This window comes from Pseudomonas idahonensis, assembly GCF_037903935.1.
Classification (GTDB): domain Bacteria; phylum Pseudomonadota; class Gammaproteobacteria; order Pseudomonadales; family Pseudomonadaceae; genus Aquipseudomonas; species Aquipseudomonas danubii.
The window spans coordinates 4,661,692-4,675,606 of sequence record NZ_CP149586.1; the positions used below are offsets into that span (position 1 = coordinate 4,661,692).

13 protein-coding genes are annotated in these 13,915 nt (G+C 66.4%); 9 read left to right on the forward strand and 4 right to left on the reverse strand.

Features of this window, described 5'->3' with window-relative positions; translation table 11 throughout:
• Nucleotides 1–97 precede the first annotated feature (97 nt).
• On the forward strand, nucleotides 98–1,066 hold the full coding sequence (locus WIN67_RS20870; protein ID WP_339069985.1) for a siderophore-interacting protein: 969 nt from the start codon (nucleotides 98–100) through the stop codon (nucleotides 1,064–1,066).
• A gap of 156 nt (nucleotides 1,067–1,222) precedes the next feature.
• Here WIN67_RS20870 and WIN67_RS20875 read toward each other — a convergent pair whose 3' ends face one another.
• The 3 genes from WIN67_RS20875 to WIN67_RS20885 all read right to left on the reverse strand — a co-directional run bounded on the left by WIN67_RS20875 (nucleotide 1,223) and on the right by WIN67_RS20885 (nucleotide 5,135).
• Nucleotides 1,223–1,963, reverse strand: coding sequence for a thioesterase II family protein (locus tag WIN67_RS20875; protein ID WP_306409168.1), 741 nt, complete (start codon nucleotides 1,961–1,963; stop codon nucleotides 1,223–1,225).
• 155 nt (nucleotides 1,964–2,118) lie between these two features.
• Nucleotides 2,119–3,735, reverse strand: coding sequence for a methyl-accepting chemotaxis protein (locus WIN67_RS20880; RefSeq protein ID WP_339069986.1), 1,617 nt, complete (start codon nucleotides 3,733–3,735; stop codon nucleotides 2,119–2,121).
• Nucleotides 3,736–3,935: 200 nt separating this feature from the next.
• On the reverse strand, nucleotides 3,936–5,135 hold the full coding sequence (locus WIN67_RS20885; RefSeq protein ID WP_110597166.1) for an MFS transporter: 1,200 nt from the start codon (nucleotides 5,133–5,135) through the stop codon (nucleotides 3,936–3,938).
• A gap of 135 nt (nucleotides 5,136–5,270) precedes the next feature.
• Here WIN67_RS20885 and WIN67_RS20890 point away from each other — a divergent pair, with 135 nt between their 5' ends.
• The 8 genes from WIN67_RS20890 (at nucleotide 5,271) to WIN67_RS20925 (ending at nucleotide 12,828) form a co-directional block, all read left to right on the forward strand.
• On the forward strand, nucleotides 5,271–5,867 hold the full coding sequence (locus WIN67_RS20890) for a TetR/AcrR family transcriptional regulator (RefSeq protein ID WP_123393822.1): 597 nt from the start codon (nucleotides 5,271–5,273) through the stop codon (nucleotides 5,865–5,867).
• A gap of 81 nt (nucleotides 5,868–5,948) precedes the next feature.
• Nucleotides 5,949–6,317 (forward strand): VOC family protein, encoded by a 369-nt coding sequence (locus WIN67_RS20895; protein WP_339069987.1) that lies wholly within the window; start codon nucleotides 5,949–5,951, stop codon nucleotides 6,315–6,317.
• A gap of 57 nt (nucleotides 6,318–6,374) precedes the next feature.
• On the forward strand, nucleotides 6,375–6,836 hold the full coding sequence (locus tag WIN67_RS20900) for a cysteine hydrolase family protein (RefSeq protein WP_102861767.1): 462 nt from the start codon (nucleotides 6,375–6,377) through the stop codon (nucleotides 6,834–6,836).
• Nucleotides 6,837–6,951: 115 nt separating this feature from the next.
• Nucleotides 6,952–7,404 (forward strand): hypothetical protein, encoded by a 453-nt coding sequence (locus tag WIN67_RS20905; RefSeq protein ID WP_339069988.1) that lies wholly within the window; start codon nucleotides 6,952–6,954, stop codon nucleotides 7,402–7,404.
• 57 nt (nucleotides 7,405–7,461) lie between these two features.
• The gene (locus tag WIN67_RS20910) at nucleotides 7,462–8,367 is read left to right on the forward strand and encodes an alpha/beta hydrolase (RefSeq protein ID WP_339069989.1); all 906 of its coding nucleotides are present in this window, start codon (nucleotides 7,462–7,464) and stop codon (nucleotides 8,365–8,367) included.
• A gap of 76 nt (nucleotides 8,368–8,443) precedes the next feature.
• Entirely contained in the window at nucleotides 8,444–8,917 is a 474-nt protein-coding gene (locus WIN67_RS20915) for a hypothetical protein (RefSeq protein ID WP_110597161.1), read from the forward strand.
• A gap of 15 nt (nucleotides 8,918–8,932) precedes the next feature.
• Nucleotides 8,933–10,375: a TIGR01777 family oxidoreductase gene (locus WIN67_RS20920; protein ID WP_339069990.1), complete on the forward strand. Its 1,443-nt coding sequence runs from the start codon at nucleotides 8,933–8,935 to the stop codon at nucleotides 10,373–10,375.
• Between the two features lie 14 nt (nucleotides 10,376–10,389).
• Entirely contained in the window at nucleotides 10,390–12,828 is a 2,439-nt protein-coding gene (locus WIN67_RS20925) for an alpha/beta fold hydrolase (RefSeq protein ID WP_339069991.1), read from the forward strand.
• 16 nt (nucleotides 12,829–12,844) lie between these two features.
• Here WIN67_RS20925 and WIN67_RS20930 read toward each other — a convergent pair whose 3' ends face one another.
• Nucleotides 12,845–13,828: a GlxA family transcriptional regulator gene (locus WIN67_RS20930; RefSeq protein ID WP_110597158.1), complete on the reverse strand. Its 984-nt coding sequence runs from the start codon at nucleotides 13,826–13,828 to the stop codon at nucleotides 12,845–12,847.
• Nucleotides 13,829–13,915 lie beyond the last annotated feature (87 nt).

A 13,915-nucleotide genomic window follows, 5' to 3' on the forward strand; every position in this document is an offset into this window, starting at 1 on the left:
TAACCCTCTGCGCGACAGGCAGATCAGGGCTTGCACGGTAAATTCCAGCGCTTGCGGCTCGTCAAATCAGGACCTTCCCCTTAATAAGGTCGCGATCATGTCCTCAGCCACTTCCCTGGCCAGCTCACTGGCAAATGGCTTGCGCAAGCTGGTAGGTGCCGGCGCCCAACAACCCCGGAGCTACCGGCTGATCAACGTCGAACTCAAGCAACGCATCGACCTCAGCCCCTCCATGACCCGCCTGGTGTTCGGCGGCGAGGACATCGCCCAGGCCCGCACCCTGGCCCCGGACCAGCGCATCAAGCTGCTGTTTCCCGGGGCCGACGGCACGCCTGCGCAATTGCCAGTGGACGGCGACTGGCAAGCGGCCCGGCGCCAGTTGCCGGCCGAGCAGCAGCCACCGATGCGCACTTACACTATTCGTGCCTTGCGCATGCAGCCGGCAGAGATGGATGTGGATTTCGTGCTGCACGGGGTCAACGGGCCGGCCTCCGCCTGGGCCACCCACGCCCGGCCCGGCGACCGCCTGCAGATGGTGGTGCCGAACAAGGCCTACAGCGGCGACCCCGGCGGTTATGAGTGGTTGCCGCCGGCGGGGATTCGCAAGGTGCTTCTGATGGGCGATGAAACCGCCCTGCCCGCCATCGCCGGGATTCTGGAGGAGTTGCAGGATTACCCGGATTACCCGGACGTGCAGGTGTTCATCGAGGTGCCCTACGAAAGCGACTGCATCGACCTGCGCTGCAATCCGCAGACCCGGGTCAACTGGCTGCCTCGGGACGTGCTCAATGCCCAACACGGTGAAACCCTGATCCACGCCGCCCGGGAGCTGGCCGAGCTGCCGCCGGCCAATAGCGGCCGACGGCCGCTCAAGGTCTCCGAGCGCCACGACGCGCAACGGCTTTGGGACACCGCAGCGCCGGCAGACAACCATTTCTATGCCTGGGTAGCCGGCGAGTCGGCGACGGTGATGAGCATCCGCCGCCACCTGATCAACGAGCGCGGCCAGGAGCGGCGCAACCTGACCCTGATGGGTTACTGGCGCCTGGGTATGTCCCTGGGTTGAGCCCCCAGCAACCGCCCCCTCTTCCCTGTAGCCGCTGCCGAGCCCGCGAGGCTGCGCAAAGGCCCGAAGGGCCTTGCTTGGCGATCGCCAGTCGAACCTTTGGAGCCCTCAGGTTTTTTTGCGTCCCTGCGGGCCGTGCGCAGCCTGCGGCAGCGGCTACAGGAAGCCTGCTACCGGTTGCAGGTGGCGCCGGCGGTGCACTTCCAGGTGGCCCTTGATCAGGCTCAGCACCTTGGTTTCCTGTTCGTGAATGAAGAAGTGCCCGCCCGCAAGCATGTCCACGGAGAAGCTGCCGCAGGTTTCCTGGCTCCAGCCAATCAGTTGTTCGGTGGTGGCGCGGTCGGTCGTGCCCCCCAGCACATGCACCGGGCAATTGAGCAACGGGCGCTGCAGCGGACGAAAACGCCCGCACAGCAGGAAGTCGGCCCGCAGGATCGGCAAGGTCAGGCTCATCAGTTCCTGGTTGGCCAGCACCTCTTCGCTGGTGCCATTGAGGGTGCGCAGCTGCTCGATCAGCTGTTGGTCAGTCTTGGCCTCGGCAAACCCTCGGTCGTATTCGCTGCGCAAGGTCGGTGCCGCTGTCCCGGAAGCGAACAGCGCCACCGGTTCCGGACACCCCAGGGCGCGCAGGGCGTGGGCCAGCTCACAGGCCAGCAAGGCCCCCAGGCTGTGGCCGAACAGGGCATAGGGCGCGCGCAACGTGCTCTGGATTTCCCGGGCAAGCTGCATCGCCAGCACCCGCATGTCGGTGTGCAGGGGCTCGGTGTAACGGGCGCCGCGCCCGGGCAGTTCCACGGGTGTCAGGTGCAGCCACTGGGGCAGCTTGCGCCGCCAGCGGCTGTAGACCATGGCGCTGGCGCCGGAATACGGCAGGCACAGCAGGTTCAATTGGGTCACGGTTTATCCCTCGACAGATGATCTGTTAAGGAAACGCAGTGCAAGGCGGACAAATTAGGGCGCGCTCGCCCCCGGCAAGCGGACGGCAACCCATGGGCCGGCGCTAACCGGTTGTCTGCGCCGCAGCGTAAGCGTGGCGAGCCGGCCCAAGGTGCTCATAGCTGGAAGCGCTGGACCTGGCCATGCAGGTCTCCTGCCAGGCTCGCCAAGTGGTCGCTGACGCTGGAAGTCTGTGCCGCGCTGTCGACGTTGTGTGCCGCCACGTCGCGAATCGCCAGCAGATTCTGATCGACTTCCCGGGAAACCAGCGCCTGTTGCTCTGCGGTGCTGGCAATCGCCTGGTTCATTTCGTTGATCTGAACGATGCGCTCGGCAATCTGCGCCAGCACCCCGTCAGCCTCCAACGCCTTCGCGTTGCTGCGTTCGACGTACTCATTGTTCGCGACCATCGCCTGCACCGCCTCACGGCTGGTGGCCTGAACGGAGGTGATCATGCCTTCGATTTCCGCAGTGGAGCTCTGGGTGCGTTGCGCCAGCGCTCGGACTTCGTCGGCGACGACGGCAAACCCTCGCCCCTGCTCGCCTGCCCGGGCGGCCTCGATGGCCGCATTGAGGGCCAGCAGGTTGATCTGCTCGGCAATGGCGCGAATCACTTCCAGCACTCGGCTGATGGACAACACTTCATCGGCCAGCCGCGTGATGGTGCCCGACGTCGTCTGCAGCCGCTGTCCCAGCTGTTCGATGGTGAGGCAGGTCTGCCCCACCTGTTCACGCCCTGAACGGGCCTCGCGCTGCGCATCACGGGTGGAGTCGAAGGTCAGGTTGGCGTTGCGAGCGACCTGATCCACCGCCAGGGACATCTGGTTGACCGCTTTAGCGGCCAGCTCGATTTCCTGGTTCTGCTGGCTGATGCCCTGTTTGTTGCTGGTCGCGGTCACACGCAGCCCCTGGGCTTGCTTGTGCAATTGCGTAGCGGTGGCCTGAATCGCCTGCAAGGTATCGCGCAAGGTGTTCTGCATGCTCTGCAGCGACAGCTGGACCTGACTGATCTCGTCGCGACCGGCGACCTTCACCGGCTCACGCAAATCCCCCGAGGCGGTGCGGGCCACCGTCTTTTGCAGGCCGTCCAAGCGCTGGGTAATGCTGCGGCTGAGCAACCACGCAAAGCCGCCACCGCCACACAGGAGAATCAGCAGCAGTCCCCAGGTGAACAGCACATTGTTCTCGTAGACCCGCTTGCCCTGTTCGTAACTGCGAGACGACTCTTGCAGTTGCACGGCAATCAGTTGATTGAAGTCCTCTGACAGCGGATCAATCACCGGATACAGTTCCTGGGCGGTGAACAGCGCCAAGCCGGCCTTGTCTTCGCTGCCGAGCAAGGTCTTGAGCTTGTGCAATGGCTGCTTGGCCTGGGCCATCAAGGGCTCGATGCGCTCGATCAGGCGCACCTCTTCATCGATCAGCAACGTGGCCTTGTAGGCCTTCCAGATGTCCGCGACCTGCTGCTCGGCCTCCTCCACCCGCTGCAGAGCTTCCTTGAATGACAAGCTGCCATTGCGAGCCTTGTGACTGCTGTCCACGATATTCACCGCGTACAGATCAGCCACCTGCTTCAAGTCCCGCAAGGGCACTACACGATCCAGATAGACGCTGTTGAGCCGCCCCAGAACCCCCTCTACCCCCAGCAGACCCGAAACCCCTATCGCCAGGCTGCCCACCAGCATCAGAACGATAAGAACAATGAGCCGTGCTCGTATGCTGAAATAATTCATGTGCAATTCCCGGCCAGAAAAAACGCGGCCGCGACGCACAGGTCAGGCAACGTGGGGAAAGTATGGTCGGGAAATACCCACTTCGCCTGGCCGGATGAACGCACCGACCACGCTCAGGCACACGCCAGCAGGAGGCGCCCACTCAGGCCACACGCTTGCTGGTGGTTTTGAGGCGACGTCGGATTCAGCTGACGTCGGACTCAGGTGGCATCCGGCTCAGGGGCATCGCGCATCAGGCGTCGATAGCTCTGCAACGCCGCCCCCAGCACCACCGCGCCACCGCCCAGGGCCAGCCAGAAGCCGCTGCGGGCGCCGAAATGGTCCACCAGGAGCCCGGACCCCGCCGCCCCCAGGGCCACGCCAATGCTCAGGCCGGTGACCAGCCAGGTCAGGCCCTCGGTGAGCTTGGCCGGGGGCACGATGCGTTCCACCAGGGCCATGGCGACGATCAGGGTCGGGGAGAAAAACAGCCCGGCGACGAACACCGCCAGGGACAGGCCAAAGATGTTGCTCGCCCAGAGCAGCGGCAAGGTGGCCAGGGCCGTGGCGATACCGCCGTACATGAACAGCCGGGGCAAGGGCGTGGCCAGTTTCAGCGCGCCGAAGGCAATGCCCGCCAGGCACGAGCCGATGGCGTACACCGAGAGCACGACACTCGCCGCCGCCGGCTGCCCCTGGTGCTGGGCGAAGGCCACGCTGACCACATCCACCACGCCGACTATGGTGCCCATGGCCACCATCAACAGGATCAACAGGCGGATTTCAGCGGAGCGAATGATCGAGCCTGTATGCCCCTCCTCGTGGGGGTGCACCGGCGGCTCGGTGCTTTTCTGCATGACGAACACACTGACCCCCAGGGCCAGCATCAACAGCGCGGCCAGGGGCCCGGCCTCGGGGAACAGCCCCACGCACAGGCCCACCGACACCGGGGGACCGATGATGAAGCAGACCTCATCGAGCACCGATTCCAGGGCGTAGGCGGTCTGCAACTGCGGTTGGCCACGGTACAGCTCGGTCCAGCGGGCGCGGACCATGGCCGACATGCTGGGCATGCAGCCGGCCAGGGCGGCGCAGATGAACAGGGTCCAGTGCGGGGCCTGCAAACGCGTGCACAGCAGCAGGGCCAGCAAGGCGCCACCTCCAAGGCCCGCGGCCAGGGGCAGCACCCTGCCCTGGCCGAAGCGGTCCACCCAGCGTGACACCTGGGGCGCGCAGAAGGCCGTGGCCAAGGCGAAGGTGGCCGCCACGGAACCGGCCAGGGCATAACCGCCATGGAGCTGCGCGAGCATGGTGATCAGGCCGATGCCGGTCATGGAGATCGGCATGCGCGCGATCATTCCGGCCAGGACGAACGCCCGGCTGCCGGGGGCCTTGAACAGTTCGCGATAGGGGTTTGCCATTTACAACGACTCCTTGGGGGGCTGCAACTTGCCACAAAGTGCTCGCGCAGTAGAAATACATACGCCGCGTATGTCAAAAATCATGTAAACATACGCTGCGTATGTCAACCCACCCTTTGTTGGAGAACTGTGATCATGAGCAGCCGCCCTCGCGCCGAGATGATCGAAGCCACCCGCGCCAGGCTGATTGCCAGCGCGCGCCAGGCCTTTGCCCGCCTGGGCTATGCCAAGACGTCCATGGACGACCTGACCGCCGAAGTCGGCCTGACCCGCGGCGCGCTGTATCACCACTTCGGTGACAAGCAGGGCCTGTTGGCGGCGGTGGTGGAGCAGATCGACGGGGAAATGGATCAACGCCTGGAGGCCATCTCCCGCGAGGTTGCCGATCCCTGGGAGGCTTTCTGCCAGCGTTGCCAGGCCTATCTGGAGATGGCGCTGGAGCCGGAAATCCAACGTATCGTCCTGCAAGACGCACGGGCGGTGCTGGGGGACGTCACCCAGGCCGGCGAGGATCAGTGCATCGACACCCTTGGCGCCCTGCTGAGCCGGCTGATCCAGGAGCAGGTGATCGAACCGGCGTCGCCCCAGGCCCTGGCGCGATTGATCAACGGCAGCCTGGTGGAGGCAGCGCTGTGGATTGCCGCCGCCGAGCAGCCTGAGGCCCGCCTCGATGAGTCGCTGCAGGGGCTTGAGCTGCTGCTGCGCGGGCTGCGGCGGCAGCAACCGAACTGAACGCTCTGACACCCTGAGCCCGGCTCCGGTGCTGACCGAAGCGCTCAGCCCTTAGTGCCCGCCAGAAACGGAATTGGCCCCATGCCCGACTCTCCGATCATCGCCGTGATGATCCACGCCGCCGACTGGCGCGCCGCGACCCAGTGGTACGCCCAGGTCTTTCCCCAGGCCCGCCGGGTGCTGCACGAGCCGGATGATTTCGGCCATTTGCAGCTCGATGGCCTGTCCCTGGAAATCGTCCCCAGCGACGCCAAGGTGGTCCAGGGCCCGGCGGGCACAGTGGTGTATTGGCAGGTCAGCGACCTGTCCGCCGAGGTGCAGCGCCTGGTGGCCCTGGGCGGGCACCTGTATCGCGGCCCCCTGGCCATCGAAGGCGGTGAATGGATCTGCCAGGTGCAGGACCCCTGGGGCAACTGCATTGGCCTGCGCCAGCCAGCGACGCTCGCCTGACGCGTTAACTGGCGGCACACTGACGAGCTTTTCACCCGAGCCCCAAGGAGAAACGGCATGCATCAGGTGCTGCTGATCATTGATGTGCAACCCTGTTTCAACCCACCGCCATGGCTGGTGGAAGGCATCAACGCACTGCTGGGACAGATGCCCTCGGTGGCCACGGTGGAACGCCATGATGAAAGCCGCACGCCCTTCGCCCGGCAACTAGGCTGGCAACCGGCGGCGGACGACCAGAGCCTGGTGGCCGCCGATAAGGTTTTCATCAAGCACGGCTATGGGCCAACGGCAGAGATACTCGACTACCTGAAAAGCCTCTGTCCCGAACGCGTGCTGGTGTGTGGCATCCAGACCGACACCTGCGTGCTGGCCGCCGGCTTTGCCCTGTTCGATGCCGGATTGCAGCCGACCCTGCTCACCGACCTGACCGTAGGCTCATCCCTGGACCGCAGCGGCGGCCTGGGTATTGACCTGTGGCGGCATCACTTCAAGCACCTGATCCGCAGCGACGAACTGTAGAAGCCGGCGTGCCGGCAAAGGCAGTGTGAGGCCATCGATACGCCAGGTGCCAAGCAGCGCTAGACTCCGCGCCTTCGCGCCGTTCGCCTAGCAAAACGCAAGTGACTCCCCACCCATGAAAAAATTTGTCGCCCTGCTTGCCCTGCTGTTCTGCAACCCCACCTTGTGCGCCTCGTTCAGCGATTCGCCCGAAGCGCTGGTCCGGCAGTTCATCGCCGACTATCAACAGTGGAGCGACAGGGCCAGTGCACGCCAAGCGGACAACGCGCCCATGCAATCGATGGATCTGGCGCAGCAGGAGTACGCCCGGTTGCTGGCCAAGTTCTGCCTGCAGGGCTTTCAGGGCCAGCCCATTGCCTTCAGTTCCCCGGCCAGCCACGGCACGGCGTATGAGCAGATCCTCTCCAGCAGCCGAACCGCGGATCGCGCACTAGTGAAAACCCGGGCGATCAGCCCCGGCGAGGGCTTTGCCGCCGATTACCACTACCACCTGATCTTCAGCGGCCAGCGCTGGTACCTCAGCGAGGTGTTCTACGTCGACCAGGACGGCCAGTACGAGTCGCTCTAGATCAGCCGTAACCGTTTTGAGCTAGGGTGTTTCAAGCCACCGAACCCCGGAGCCACCATGCCCAGCTCAGTCTCCCTGCGTCAGGTCACGACCCCCAGTCTGCACCTTGCCTATGAAGAACACGGCCCGGCCAACGCCGAACCGGTGATCCTGCTCCACGGTTTTCCCTACGACGTGCGGGCCTACGACGAGATCGCCCCGCCGCTGGCCGAGCGCGGCTATCGGGTCATCGTTCCCTACCTGCGGGGCTACGGCCCGACGCGCTTTGTCAGCGAGCAGATCATGCGCTCAGGGCAGCAGGCCGCCCTGGCCCGGGACCTGCTGGAGCTGATGGACGCACTGCAGTTGCCCCAAGCCACCCTCGCCGGCTACGACTGGGGCGGTCGCGCCGCCTGCATCGTCGCCGCCCTGTGGCCGCAGCGGGTCAAGGGCCTGATGAGCGCCGACGGCTACAACATCCAGGACATCCCCGGGGCCTGCGAACCCAGGGCGCCAGAGACCGAGCACCGGTTGTGGTACCAGTACTACTTCAACACCCAGCGCGGGGTGGATGGGCTGACCGCCAATCGCCGGGCGTTCTGCGAGCTGTTGTGGCGCCAGTGGTCGCCGACCTGGAACCAGGGACCGCAGTGCTATGGCCTGAGCGCGCCGTCCTTCGACAACCCGGACTTTGTCGAAGTGGTGATCCATTCCTACCGCCATCGCTTCGGCTACGTACCCGGCGACCCCAGCCTGGAAAGCATCGAGCAGGCGTTGCAGGCACAACCGCCGATCCAGGTGCCGACCATCGCCCTCTGTGGCGCCGATGACGGGGTCGGCCCGGCCACCGAGCCGGACCCCGATATCGGCCTGTTCAGCGGGCCCTATCAGCGCAGGATCCTGCCCGGCGTCGGCCATAACCTGCCCCAGGAAGCCCCGCAAGCCACCCTCGACGCGCTGCTGGAGTTGCTCCAGAACGCCTGAGAAGAGCAGCAGGCTGCACGCCATGCCGGGGAAAAATCGGTACACTTCGCGCCTTTGATCCCCCACAGGACATGGAATGTTTCCCGCCACGACTTCCCCCCGGCCCGGCCTGCGCCGGGCCCTGGTGCTTTGGCTCTACGCCGTAGGTGCCGGCCACCTGCTGGCCGGACTGCTGCTGACCTGGGCCGGCCACAGCGGCCTGTTCAACGACTACCTGGCCAGCATCGAACAGGCCTTCTGGGGCGCCGCCGCACCGGCGCCGGCCCGGGCCCAGCAGGTCTGGTGGCTGGGTCTGTTCGGCGCCACCCTGCAAAGCTATTCGTTGTACCTGCTGGGCCTGGTGCACCTGGGCAACCGCCTGCGGGCACCGGCGGCCTGGGCCTGGCTGATGGCCGGGATTGTGCTGTGGGCGCCCCAGGACATGTGGCTGTCGTGGCAGATGAACATGACCGCGCACCTGTGGATCGACAGCTTCGCCCTGCTGGTGCTGCTGCCACCGTTACTGTGGCTGCAGCGCCACGACCGCCGTACCTCTCGTCTTCCCTCGTAAAAGGACTTCACCATCGTGGCTGATTTGCCAATCCTGCAGTGGGCCATCGCCCTGTTGCTCGCCCAGGGCGTGCTCGGCGCCCTGGACACGATCTACCATCACGAACTCACCGTGGCCCTGCCGCAACGCCACGGCGCGCGCAAGGAGCTGGCGATCCATGCCCTGCGCTCGTGCTTCTACGGCGTACTGTTCATGGGCATCGCCCACCTGGCGTTCCAGGGCATCTGGGCGCTGGTGATCGCCGTGCTGTTCGCCCTGGAAATCGGCCTGACCCTGTGGGACTTCGTGGTCGAGGACCGCAGCCGCAAGCTGCCGGCCATCGAACGCATCATGCACACCGTGCTGGCGATCAATGCCGGGGCCTTCTTCGCCTTGTATGGCCTGCAACTGCTGGAGTGGTCGCGCCTGCCCAGCGCCTTGAACCCCATCGATCTGGGTTGGCAAGGCTGGGCCCTGAGCCTGTTTGCCGTCGGCGTGACAGCGTCGGGCATTCGTGACGGCCTGGCGGCGTTGCGCTTGCAACGCCAGGGCCAGGGCGCCAATCCCTTTGCCGGTGGCCGCGGCAAACGGGTGCTGGTCACCGGTGGCACCGGCTTTATCGGTGAAACCCTGGTCAACCAACTGCTGGATGCCGGGCACACCGTCAGCGTGCTGGCCCGTGATCCGCTGCGCGCCGCCTACCTGTTCGACGGTCGTGCCCGCTGCTTGCGCTCGTTGAGCAAGCTGGGCCACGGCGAGGCCTTCGACGTGATCATCAATCTGGCCGGCGCCCCGGTGGCCGGGCCGCGCTGGTCGGCCAAGCGCCAGGCGCAACTGCTGGCCAGCCGGGTCGACACCACCGAAGCCCTGCTCAACTGGCTGCAGCACGCCCAGCACAAGCCGGAGCTGTGGATCCAGGCGTCGGCCATCGGTTTCTACGGGGTGCGCGACGCCAGCCAGAGCCTGGATGAAAACGCCGAGCGCGGTGAAGGCTTCATGGCCGATCTGTGCGCGCGCTGGGAATCCTCGGCGGAACCGGCGACGCGCTTCGGCGTGCGCCAGGTGGTGCTGCGCTTAGGCATCGTGTTCGGTCCCGGCGGCGCCTTGAAACCCCTGCTGCTGCCCTTCCATTTCGGCTTTGGCGGACGCATGGGCGATGGCCAGCAGATCATGAGCTGGGTGCACCGCGACGACGTGTTGCAGGTGATGGCCCGGGCGATGAACGACGCGTCCCTATCCGGCACCTACAACATGGTGGCGCCAGAAGCGGTGAGCCAGGGCACCTTCGCCACCACCGTCGGCAAGGTGCTCAAGCGTCCGGTGTGGCTGCATGTGCCGGCCGCGCCGGTGCGGGCCCTGGCCGGGGAAATGGCCGAGCTGTTCTTCGACGGCCAGAAGGTGGTGCCCGCGCGTCTGCTGCAGGCCGGCTACCGCTTCCGTTACCCGACCCTGGACGCCGCCCTGCGCGACCTGACCTGAGCTGAGGAATGCCCATGAGCAAGCCCCTGTTGTACCTGCTGGCGGGCAATGGCAGCGCCGCCGACTGGTGGGACGATGCCCTGCCGCACTTTCAGCGCTATCAGGTACAGCCGCTGGAACTGCCGGGGTTTGGCGACAACCCGCTGCCTCCTTGCAATGACCTCGCTGAGTACGCCGAGGCCCTGCTGGGCATGACCGAGCCGGGCCAGGGGATTGTCGCGGTGGGAGTCAGCGCGTTGATCGTGCTGCACGCCTTGCAACGCCGCCCCGGGCATTTCTCGCGCAGTGTGCTGCTGTCGCCGGTGGGGGCCTTTCTCTGGCAACGGCGCCTGCCGGCACTGATGTCGCCGCTGCCGGCGCGCCTGCTGATTCATGGCTTGCTCAGCCATAAACCGACCTTGTTCGCCGGTAAATTCTCGCGCCAGCCGTGGACGCCGCAGCAGTACCTGCGCATGGGCTCGGGCTATGCCCGTTGCCGGGCTTTCGTGCCCCTGTGGGAACAGCTGCGGGCCGACACCGCGCTGCCGCTGCTGGAATGGATCAAGGACCCGGTGCAACTGGTCTGGGGCGACCAGGACCGGCTGCTGGGGATGGCCCAGGCTGCGGCCTGGTCGGCGATCCTGGCCCGGGCCGATCTGCGGATCAGCCTCAAGCCGGGCTGGGGCCATTACCCCTGGATCGATGCGCCGGCCGAGTTCGTCGCCTGGCTGGAGTCCGGCGACCCGGGTTTTGTCGCCCACACCAAGGGCGGCCGCCTGCGTCTGGCGGAGCTGGCCGGGCAGCCAGTGCCCAGCGCACTGTCCCTGGACAGCGCCGGCGACCCGCGCCTGCCGGCCCTGCTCGCCAGCCAGCCGGAGGCCTTATGGGCGGTGCGCTCTTCCAGCTACGGCGAGGATCAGGCCGACTCGGCCAATGCCGGGCTGAGCACCACTTACCTGCGGGTCCCCCGGGATCAGGTGGCAGCGCGCATCGGTGAACTGCGGGACGCCAGCGTCGAGGAAGTGGTGGTGCAGCGCTTCATCCAGCCGACCCTGTCGGGGATCGCCTTCGTGCGTCATCTCGCGGTGGAGCTGGAGTGGGTCGAAGGCCATCTGGAAAGCCTCGCCGACGGTCAGGTCAGCCCCCAGCGGGCGGTGCTGTCGCGGCTGGGCAGTGCCTGGGAAAGTGGCCACTTCGCCAGCACCCAGGGACTCGACGCCAGTGCCTTGTGGGACTTCCTGCAAGGGGTGCTGAAGGTCTTCCACTATGTGCCCGGCGATGTGGAGTGGGCCTGGGACGGCCAGCAACTCTGGCTGCTGCAATACCGACCCATCAGCGACTACGGCTGGCGCCGGCACCTGACCGCGGCCAATATCGCCGAGATCCTGCCGCCGCAACCCAGCCGCTTCGTCGAGTACGGCCAGCGCCGGGCAGCGGCGAGCATCCCGGCGATCATGGCCCGCTGGGACAGCCGGGTGCTGCAGGACAACGAACCCTTCACCGCGGTGTTCGGCGGCGCCTCCTATATCAACAACGACCTGTTCCTGGCGCGCCTGGCCGATTGGGGCCTGCCCTCCTCCAGCTACGCCGGGGAAGTCGGTGGCGCCACCCCGGAGCTGCCCCTGCGCCCGCTGCGGCTGCTGCGCTCACTGCCGCGTTTCCTGCGCATGCAGCACGTCGCACGAGGCCATCTGCTGACCCTGGAACGCGGCCTGCGGCGCTTCGATGACGAGTTGGCGCAGTTGCACCAGAGCGCTGCCGATGGCCAGCAACTGGCGGACTGGTTCAGCCGTTTCTATGTGTTCGTGGTGCAGGGCAACCTGTGCATCGCCACCGCCCTGGCCAGCAGCGGCGGCGCGCTGTTGGGGCGCCCGCCCACCGCCTACGACAACCTGGACAACAGCCCCCATCGCCTGCCCTGGGAAACCGACCCCGGCACCCCGCGCCCGCCGTGCGCCGAGTTGCCGTTGCAGGCTTTCCCGCACTGGAGCCCGGCCATCACCCTGGCCCACCGCCTGGGTTTGCCGGGCATGCGCGGCTACTACCTGCAAGTGCGCGAGTGGTACCGGGACAACCTGATGCGGATCTTTTTCCGCCTGCACCACGCCGTGCCCGAGGCCGATCGCGACTACTGGTTCGCCCCCCACGAGCATCCGCGCAGCCGCGGCGGCAGCTTCTGGCAGGACGGCCGCGAAGGCAGCGAGCAGGCCGCGGGCTTCATGATCTATCCGGGGCAGGTCCAGGGCGTGCTGGGGGTCGATATCCTCCTGGAAGACACCCTCGATCCCGGGCGCCACGCTCACTACCAAGCGGCCCGGGCCGTGATCGCGCGCATGGGTGGGCGCCTGTCCCACGGCTCCACGCTACTGCGGGAACTGCGCAAGCCGTCGGCGGTGCTGCCGCAAGTGGACCCGGCCTGGGTCGGCCGCGAAGTGCTGTATAGCGACGGCCAGCTGAGCCTGGTCGAAGGCTGAACCGCGCGCCCCGGGCTCAGGCCTGCTCGGTGCTGGCAAAACGTTCGCGGTAGGCCTGGGGCGTCACCCCCAGGGCCCGCAGCAGGCTGCGGCGCAGGGTCTCTTCACTGCCAAAACCGCATTGGGCGGCGATGCGCTTGATCGGCAGGCCGGTATCGGCCAGCAGGCGCCGGGCGGTTTCCACGCGGATCAGTTCGATGGCCCGGGCCGGGGTCTGGCCGGTGTCGGCGCGGTAGTGACGGACGAAGCTGCGCTCGCTCATACCCGCCTGCTGGGCCAGGATCGGCAAAGTCAGCTCGCGACTGAGATTCTCGGCAATCCAGGCGTGCAGCCCATCGAAACGCCCGCCCTTGTTTTGCAGCGACAGGGTCACGCTGAACTGCGACTGGCCGCCCGGGCGCTTGAGAAACACCACCAGTTGCCGGGCCACATCCAGCGCCGCCTCGCGCCCCAGGTCGGCCTCCACCAGGGCCAGGGCCAGGTCGATACCGGCGGTGACTCCGGCCGAGGTCCATACCGGGCCATCGTTGATGAAGATCGGATTGGGCTCCACCCGCAGCTGCGGGTATTGCTCGGCCAGTTGATCGCAGCGGGTCCAGTGGGTCACCACCCGGCGCCCGTCCAGCCAGCCACTGGCGGCCAGCAAAAAAGCGCCAGTGCAGACCGAGGCCACCCGCCGCGAGACCGTTGCGCGCTGCGCGACCCAGGCCACCAACTGCGGGTCCCGAGCCGCCTCATAGACGCCCCAACCGCCGGCAATGATCAAGGTATCGCAGGCCACCTCCGGCGCCGGCAGGGCCTCGGCCAGCAGCGCCAGCCCCGATGAGCTCAGGGTCGCCCCGCCCGGGTTGGCAATGACCCGAGGGTTGTAGGGCAAGGGCAAGCCCAGGCCACGGGCCCGGTCATTGGCCGAGGCAAACACCTGCAACGGGCCGGTGACATCCAGCAACTGAGCATTGGCAAAGGCCAGGACAAACACGTTTTTCGCGGAGCTGGGCATGATTGGCGTAAATCGAGGGCAGGTTGGCGTATGCGCCAAATCCTAGAACGCTAGAGTCAAGCCGTCCACCCCACCCACACAAGGAAC

Bases quoted from the DNA above. Each gene is read 5' to 3' on its own strand.
- WIN67_RS20870 (WP_339069985.1), top strand. From the start codon at position 98: ATGTCCTCAGCCACTTCCCTGGCCAGCTCACTGGCAAATGGCTTGCGC.
- WIN67_RS20880 (WP_339069986.1), bottom strand. From the start codon at position 3,735: ATGAATTATTTCAGCATACGAGCACGGCTCATTGTTCTTATCGTTCTG.
- WIN67_RS20885 (WP_110597166.1), bottom strand. From the start codon at position 5,135: ATGGCAAACCCCTATCGCGAACTGTTCAAGGCCCCCGGCAGCCGGGCG.
- WIN67_RS20890 (WP_123393822.1), top strand. From the start codon at position 5,271: ATGAGCAGCCGCCCTCGCGCCGAGATGATCGAAGCCACCCGCGCCAGG.
- WIN67_RS20895 (WP_339069987.1), top strand. From the start codon at position 5,949: ATGCCCGACTCTCCGATCATCGCCGTGATGATCCACGCCGCCGACTGG.
- WIN67_RS20900 (WP_102861767.1), top strand. From the start codon at position 6,375: ATGCATCAGGTGCTGCTGATCATTGATGTGCAACCCTGTTTCAACCCA.
- WIN67_RS20905 (WP_339069988.1), top strand. From the start codon at position 6,952: ATGAAAAAATTTGTCGCCCTGCTTGCCCTGCTGTTCTGCAACCCCACC.
- WIN67_RS20910 (WP_339069989.1), top strand. From the start codon at position 7,462: ATGCCCAGCTCAGTCTCCCTGCGTCAGGTCACGACCCCCAGTCTGCAC.
- WIN67_RS20915 (WP_110597161.1), top strand. From the start codon at position 8,444: ATGTTTCCCGCCACGACTTCCCCCCGGCCCGGCCTGCGCCGGGCCCTG.
- WIN67_RS20925 (WP_339069991.1), top strand. From the start codon at position 10,390: ATGAGCAAGCCCCTGTTGTACCTGCTGGCGGGCAATGGCAGCGCCGCC.
- WIN67_RS20930 (WP_110597158.1), bottom strand. From the start codon at position 13,828: ATGCCCAGCTCCGCGAAAAACGTGTTTGTCCTGGCCTTTGCCAATGCT.